We start from the raw sequence: 7,202 nt of genomic DNA on the forward strand, positions 1-7,202 counted from the left end.
CTGATCGCCGGATGCTTGCCCAAGCATTCGCCGACTTAGCACACGCCGCAGCGGACCAGGCATTTAACCACGAAACGCCGGGAAACACGCCGATTATTCAATGTCTTACAATCCCTTGATGTGAGTGCAGTCACAGTGTAGAAAGGTAACTACGGAAGGGCGGAAGGCCAAGGCAGTACCGGAAGAGAAGGCACTGTCTCCCGACCATCCTTCCCAGCACGGACACCAGGCACCCACGCGGAGCGCGCCGCGACAAGGGCAGAAGCGTTGTGGGCCTGCGAAATACGGATAGTCGACGGCGAAGGCCTCGCACAGGTTGCGGGGATGAACCGGCCGATGTCCGGATTGTCGCCGAGGCCGCAGAACACAACCCACCTAGCACGCTTGGTAACCGGGTAGTCCGTGCTAGCGGGCGGTGAGGTCGACAGACAACGCCGCCCGCTTTGATGTGTCCGGGGGGTTATCCCGCCGCCGAGTCGGCGATCGATGTGGCTTCGCGCGCACCGTCTTCGAAAGCCGCGCAGCAGAAGATCACCCATCCGCCCACGGCCTCCACATCCCCGGATGCGAACCCGGCGGCGGCGTCCAGGTACGCCTGACGCCTGCGCAACAAGAACACCTCCGGCACGCCGAGGCTGTGCGGGTCCAGCCCACTGGACACCGCGACCAGCCGGGACGCCGCCCGCGCGACCACACCGTCGGCCGTGCCGAACGGCTTCAGCGCCAGTAGCTCACCGTGTACTACGGCGGCGAGCACCGGTGCGGGAGCTCGGGAGCCGACCACCGTTTGCGCCAGCAGGTCCAGCCGCTGCCCTACCCCGGAGTCGAAGCGCGGCCTGCCGAGCGACTCCTCCTGCGGCACCAGGTCGGCCGCGGCGAGCAGATGCAGCCGGGCCAACGCCTGCAGCGGAGCGCGCTGCCAGGTGCCGACCAGATTCCGCAGCGCGTCCCCGTCCAGCGCCTGACCGACGCGCAGCGACCCGGCCAGTATCGGGTCCGCCACCCTCCCGTCGGCGGGGATGTCCGTGCTGCCCCCGTCGATGGCCGCCGAGGACCGCGCCGCGCGCACCGCGGCCTCGGCCGCCGTGGTCGGCCACCCGCGCCGGTTCGCTTTGTGCCGGTGCACCTCGGCGAGCGCGTCGCGGGCGCGGTCGGCCGCGTCCCGGACACCAGGAAGATCGACGAGGGGCTGCAGCGGATCGGTCACGGCATACGAGGCTACTTGCGGCCGCGCGGACCGATCCGCGCGCCCGGCTCGCCTACCCGGCCAGCAGATCGCGTCCCGGGATCGCGTCGAGCAGCTTGCGCGTGTATTCCTGCCGGGGACGGTCGAACACCTCGTCGGTCGTCGCCGCTTCGACCACCTTGCCGCGCTGCATGACGAGCACGTCGTCGGCGATCTGCCGGACGACGGCCAGATCGTGGGTGATGAACAGGTACGCCAGACCCAGCTCGGCCTGCAGCTCGTTGAGCAGCCGGAGGATCTGAGCCTGCACCAGCACGTCGAGTGCGGACACCGCCTCGTCGCACACCACCACCTCCGGCCGGAGTGCGAGCGCACGCGCGACGGCCACGCGCTGACGCTGGCCCCCGGACAGCTCGTTGGGGTAGCGCCGCAGCACATCGGCCGGCAGCGCCACCTTGTCGAGCAGCTCCCGCACGGTCGCCTCCCGTTCTTCGGGAGTGCCGATCCGATGGGTGCGCAACGGCTCCTCGATGGTGCGGTAGATGGTGTACATCGGGTCGAGCGAGCCGTAGGGGTCCTGGAAGATCGGTTGCACCCGGCGGCGGAAGGCGAACGCGCCCTTGCGGTCCAGGGCGGTCACGTCCTTGCCGTCGAACGTGACCGTGCCGGAGGTGGGCGCGAGCAGCCCGAGCACCATCTGCGCCACCGTCGTCTTGCCCGAGCCGGATTCGCCGACGATCGCCGTGGTCGACCCGCGCCGCAGCCGGAACGACACGTCGTCCACGGCGACGAATTCGGTCGATTTCCACGGCGTGCGCTCGCGGATGCGGAACGTCTTCGTCAGGTGCTCGGCTACCAGCACCTCGTCCGGAACCACCGCGAGCTCCGTGTCGGCCGCCGCCACCTGCTCGGCCACCTGAACGGCCTGCGCGCGGATCTCCGCCCGGCGCCGCACCGCCGAGCGCCGCGCGGCCAGCGAAGGCGCCGAACTCACCAGCCGCTTGGTGTACAGGTGCTGGGGATCGCGCAGAATCCGCAGGGCCGGGCCGGATTCCACGACGCGGCCGCGATACATCACCACCAGGTGTTCGGCTCGCTCCGCCGCCAGGCCCAGGTCGTGGGTGATCAGCAGCACGGCGGTGCCGAGGTCGGCGGTGAGCCGGTCGAGATGGTCGAGGATCTGCCGCTGCACGGTCACGTCGAGCGCCGAGGTCGGTTCGTCGGCGATGAGCAGCTTGGGCCGGCAGGACAGGCCGATCGCGATCAGCGCGCGCTGGCGCATGCCGCCGGAGAATTCGTGCGGATACTGGTTCACCCGGCGTTCGGCGTCGGGCATGCCCGCTTCCTCGAGCAGCTCCACGGCCCGTTTCCTGGCGGCCTTGCCCTTCGCGATGCCGTTGGCCTCCAGCGTCTCCCGGATCTGGAATCCGACCTTCCACACCGGATTCAGATTCGACATCGGGTCCTGCGGCACCAGCCCGATGCCGCTGCCGCGCACCGCGACGATTTGTCGTGCGGAGGCCGCCGTGAGGTCCGTGCCGTCGAATCTGATCGACCCGGAGGTGATCCGGCCCGTGCCGGGCAGCAGGTCGATGATCGCGTGCGCGGTGGTCGACTTCCCCGAACCGGATTCGCCCACGATGGCCACGGTCTGCCCGGGATAGACCGACAGGCTCACATCCCGGACCGCGGGCACCGGCTTGCCGTCAGCGGTGAAACTCACATTCAGGTCCGTGATCTCCAGCAGCGGGCGCTCGGTCTCGCTCATCGCTTCCTCGCCTTCGGATCCAGGGCGTCCCGCACGGCGTCGCCCAGCATGATGAAGCTCAGCACGGTCAGCGCGAGCGCCGTCGCCGGATAGAACAGGATGGCCGAGGTGCGGATCTCCTTCTGCCCGGTGGCGATATCCGCACCCCAGGACACCACCGTGCGCGGCAGGCCGACGCCGAGATAGGACAGCGTCGCCTCGGTGACGATGAAGACGCCCAGCCACAGCGTGGTCACCACGATCAGCGGTCCCGCCGCGTTCGGCAGCACGTGACGCAGCAGCGTCCGGATGCGGGAGACGCCCAATGCTTTCGCCGCCGTGACGTAGTCGCTGTTCCTCGCTTGGATGACGGCGCTGCGCGCGATCCGCGCCGCCTGCGGCCAGGTGAACGAGGCGAGGATGACGATCACCGTCCAGATCGTGCGCGCGTCCAGCAGCTGCATGATCACGATGGCGGCCAGCATCAGCGGGATCGCGTAGAAGATCTCGGCGACCCGGGAGACGATCGAGTCCAGCGGCCCGCCGTAGAAGCCCGACAGCGCCCCGAGCGTCCCGCCGATCAGTACGAACAGCAGTGTCGCGCCGATACCGGCGAGTACGGAGGCCCGTGCGCCGTAGACCGTCCGGGCGTAGATGTCGCAGCCCTGCTTGTCGAAACCGAACGGGTGGCCCGCGCCGCGCGGGTCCATGCTGAAATCACCATTGCAATACCGCGGGTCCTGATCGGTGAACAACCCCGGCCAGAGCACCACGATCAGCACGAACACGATCAGCACCGCCGCCACGACGAAGATCGGGTTGCGCCGCAGCTGCCGCCACGCGTCGCGCCAGATGCTGGTCGGCGCGCCTGCGGCAGGCACCGCGTCGGTGGCGAGCACCTCGACCTCGTCGGGCGGGGCGACGAAGTGCTCCTGGCCGCGGCGCGGCGGCCCCTCGGTCAGGTCAGGCATAGCGGATCCTCGGGTCGAGTGCGGCGTAGAGCAGGTCGACGACCAGGTTGGTGACCAGGAAGATGACGATCAGCACCGTGACGAAGGAGACCACGGTCGGCGGTTCGCCCCTGGTGATGGCCTGGTAGAGCGTGCCGCCGACGCCCGGGATGTTGAAGATGCCCTCGGTGACGATCGCGCCGCCCATCAGGGCGCCCAGATCGGCGCCGAGAAACGTGACCACCGGGATCATCGAGTTACGCAGGATGTGCACGGTCACCACACGCGGCCTGCCGAGTCCCTTGGCGGTCGCGGTTCGCACGTAGTCGGCGGACATGTTCTCCGCCACCGAGTTCCGGGTCAGTCGCAGAACGTAGGCGAACGACAGCGAGCCGAGCACGAACGCGGGCACCAGCAGTTCACCGACCGTCGCCTTACCGGACACGGTCACCGGAACGACCCCCCACTTCACCCCGAGCAGATACTGCGCGAGGAAGCCCACCACGAAGACCGGCACCGCGATGACGATCAGGCTGACCACGAGCATCGTCGAATCGAACAGTTTGCCTTTGCGCAGGCCGGCGATCAGGCCGAACAGCACGCCGAAGACCGACTCGATCAGCACGGCCATCAGCGCCAGCTCGAGGGTGATCGGGAACGCGCGCGCGAGTTCGTCCCGCACCGGCCTGCCGGAGAAGGCCGTGCCGAAGTCCAGCGTGACGATGCCCTTCAGGTACAGCAGGTACTGCACGAGGAAGGGCTCGTCGAGGTGGTAACGCGCCCGCAGCTGTGCCTCGACCGCGGGCGTCATCGGTTTGTCACCGGCCAGCGCGTGGATCGGATCGCCCGGCACGAGGAACACCAGGGCGTAGATGAGCAGCGTCGCCCCGAGGAACACGGGGATCATCTGAAGCAGACGCCGCACGACATACCAGGCCATTTCGCCTCCTGGGTAGCGCCGCCGAGCGTCGTGCGGACGCCGGGCGGCTGGCGGCTACTTCTCGATGTTCTCGAAGGCGAACAGACCGTTCCAGGCGAGGTCGGCATTGCGCACCCGATCGGAGCGGCCCGCCGCGGCCACGTAGTCGAACACGGGAATGTCGGCCAGGTCCTTGATCAACAGCGCCTGCGCCTGCGCGACGAGCTTGTAGGACTCCTCCTGGGTCGACGCGGCCAAGGCGGCATCGAGCAAGCGGTCGAACTCGGGACTGTTGTAGTCGACGTTGTTGGTATCGGAGTAGCTGTAGTACTGCGAGGTGAGGAACTGCAGCATGGTCGGGTAGTCGCCCTGCCAGCCGTAGCGGAACGCCTTGTTGATCGTGTGCGCGTTCACCTCGTCGCGGATGTTCTTGAACGTCGGGTACGGCACGCCGATCGCGTCGATGCCGAGGGTGTTCTTGACGCTGTTGGCCACCGCCTCCACCCAGGCCTGATGACCGCCGTCGGAGTTGTAGGCGATCTCGTAGCGGCCCGACCACGGCGATATCGCGTCGGCCTGCGCCCACACCTTCCTGGCCTCGTCGGGGTTGTACTTCAGCACCTCCGTGCCGGGCAGGTTCGCGTCGAAGCCGGGCAGCGTGCTGGCGGTGAAGTCGCGCGCCGGGATCCGGGTGCCGTGGAAGATGTTCTGCGCGATCTGTTCCCGGTTGATCGCCATCGAGATCGCGCGGCGCCGCAGCAGCCCCTCCTGGCCGGCGAAGTGCGCGACATTCGCCTGGATGCCGATGTGCTGATTCTGAGCGGTCGGCTTGGTGATCGCGCGGTCGCCGAGATCCTGCTGATAGGAGGTGAGCGCGCTGTCGGGCACGGTGTCGAGCGCGTCGAGGTTGCCCGCCTGCAGGTCCGCGTACGCGGTATCGAAGGACTGGTACATCACGAACCGCAGCCCTTTGTTCTTGGCCGGGCGGCCGCCGGGGTATTCCGGGTTGGGCACCAGATCGATCTTGACGTTGTGCTCCCACGCCCCGGTCCGGGCGAACTTGTACGGCCCGTTGCCGATCGGGTTCTCCCCGAACGCCTTCATGTCCTTGAACGCGGCTTCGGGCAGCGGATAGAACGGCGCGTACCCGAGTTCGGTCTCGAAGTCGATCGACGGAGCTTTCAGCTCGATGGTGAAGGTGCGGTCATCGATCACCTTCAGGCCCGACATCGTCTGGGTCGTCGGCTTTTCCGCGGACACCTCGTCGAAACCGACGATGGGGCCGAACACGTAGCTCTGCAACTGCGCGTTGCTGCCGAGTGCCCCGTAGTTCCATGCGTCGACGAACGACTTCGCCGTCACCGGGGTGCCGTCGGTGAACTTCCAGCCGGGCTTGATGGTCACCCGGTAGTTCTTCCGATCCGTGGTCTGGATCGACTCCGCCATCTCGTCGTGCGCCTTGCCGTCGGCGTCGTAGTACTTCAAGCCCGCGAACAGCCGGTCGACCACGCGCCCGCCCATGTTCTCGTTGGTGTTGGTGGGCACCAGGGGGTTTTGCGGCTCGCCTCCGTTGACGGCGACGATGTCGGCATCGGCGCCGTCGCCCGAGGAACATGCGGACAGCCCGAGCGTCGTGGCCAGTACGACTGCCGCGGTCAGCGCCATCGCTCTGTGGAATTTCAACGCGTCCTCCCGGTGCGAGAAGGGGGGAGCCGATCGGCACCCGCGCGAGGTCCATCAGCGCATGCCGACACGATCCCCCTGTGTGTTGGCAGAGTAACGACCGGCGCGGGCACTGTCACCTGATTGCGCCGAGTTCGGTGCACTTGTTACCGATCCGGCAACATCGCCGAAACACCCCATGTTTCGTGCGGAAACGGGCCATTCGACCGGAATATTGCCTTCGTCGGTGTGGGGAGGGACGCACGTGCCGGGAGGACGCGCGGCGGTGTGGCGCGCGTGGAGCCCGGCCGATACACCGCACGCGGCATGGGTCACAGTTGATTACTGTCGAACTCGGCTGCGTCGAATCGTGCGCTCAGGCTACGTGGAAAGAAGAGACGAGATGACTGGAACCAGCGCCGACCACAGGGACTCGTACCCGCCGAGCGCGGAGTTCGCCGCTCAGGCGAACGCCGACGCGGGGTTCTACCAGGCGGCGGCGGGCGACCGGGAAGCATTCTGGGCCGAGCAGGCCGGGCGGTTGCACTGGCACGAACCCTTCACCCAAGTCCTGGACTGGACCGACGCCCCGGTAGCGAAATGGTTCATCGGCGGAAAACTCAACGTCGCCTACAACTGCCTCGACCGCCACGTCCTCGACGGCCACGGCGACCAACCCGCCATCCACTTCGAAGGCGAACCCGGCGACTGCCGCACCCTCACCTACCGCGAACTACT

General features: G+C 67.7%; 6 protein-coding genes. 1 reads left to right on the forward strand and 5 read right to left on the reverse strand.

Annotated elements, in window-relative coordinates:
* Window positions 1-460: 460 nt before the first annotated feature.
* The 5 genes from ABZ420_RS26135 to ABZ420_RS26155 are packed head-to-tail and all read right to left on the reverse strand — an operon-like array spanning window position 461 to window position 6,467.
* Window positions 461-1,207: an oxidoreductase gene (locus ABZ420_RS26135; protein ID WP_357127717.1), complete on the reverse strand. Its 747-nt coding sequence runs from the start codon at window positions 1,205-1,207 to the stop codon at window positions 461-463.
* A gap of 52 nt (window positions 1,208-1,259) precedes the next feature.
* Window positions 1,260-2,954, reverse strand: a complete 1,695-nt coding sequence (locus tag ABZ420_RS26140; protein WP_357127720.1) for an ABC transporter ATP-binding protein — start codon at window positions 2,952-2,954, stop codon at window positions 1,260-1,262.
* On the reverse strand, window positions 2,951-3,904 hold the full coding sequence (locus ABZ420_RS26145; RefSeq protein WP_357127723.1) for an ABC transporter permease: 954 nt from the start codon (window positions 3,902-3,904) through the stop codon (window positions 2,951-2,953). The genes ABZ420_RS26140 and ABZ420_RS26145 overlap by 4 nt, the downstream gene beginning before the upstream one ends.
* Window positions 3,897-4,823 (reverse strand): ABC transporter permease, encoded by a 927-nt coding sequence (locus ABZ420_RS26150; RefSeq protein WP_357127726.1) that lies wholly within the window; start codon window positions 4,821-4,823, stop codon window positions 3,897-3,899. The genes ABZ420_RS26145 and ABZ420_RS26150 overlap by 8 nt, the downstream gene beginning before the upstream one ends.
* 54 nt (window positions 4,824-4,877) lie before the next feature.
* On the reverse strand, window positions 4,878-6,467 hold the full coding sequence (locus ABZ420_RS26155) for an ABC transporter substrate-binding protein (protein WP_357127752.1): 1,590 nt from the start codon (window positions 6,465-6,467) through the stop codon (window positions 4,878-4,880).
* Between the two features lie 400 nt (window positions 6,468-6,867).
* Here ABZ420_RS26155 and ABZ420_RS26160 point away from each other — a divergent pair.
* Window positions 6,868-7,202 (forward strand): acetyl-coenzyme A synthetase N-terminal domain-containing protein (locus ABZ420_RS26160; RefSeq protein ID WP_357127729.1); only part of this gene is annotated, 335 nt, incomplete at its 3' end.

It is taken from the genome of Nocardia sp. NPDC005745 (genome assembly GCF_040630775.1).
Lineage (GTDB): Bacteria > Actinomycetota > Actinomycetes > Mycobacteriales > Mycobacteriaceae > Nocardia.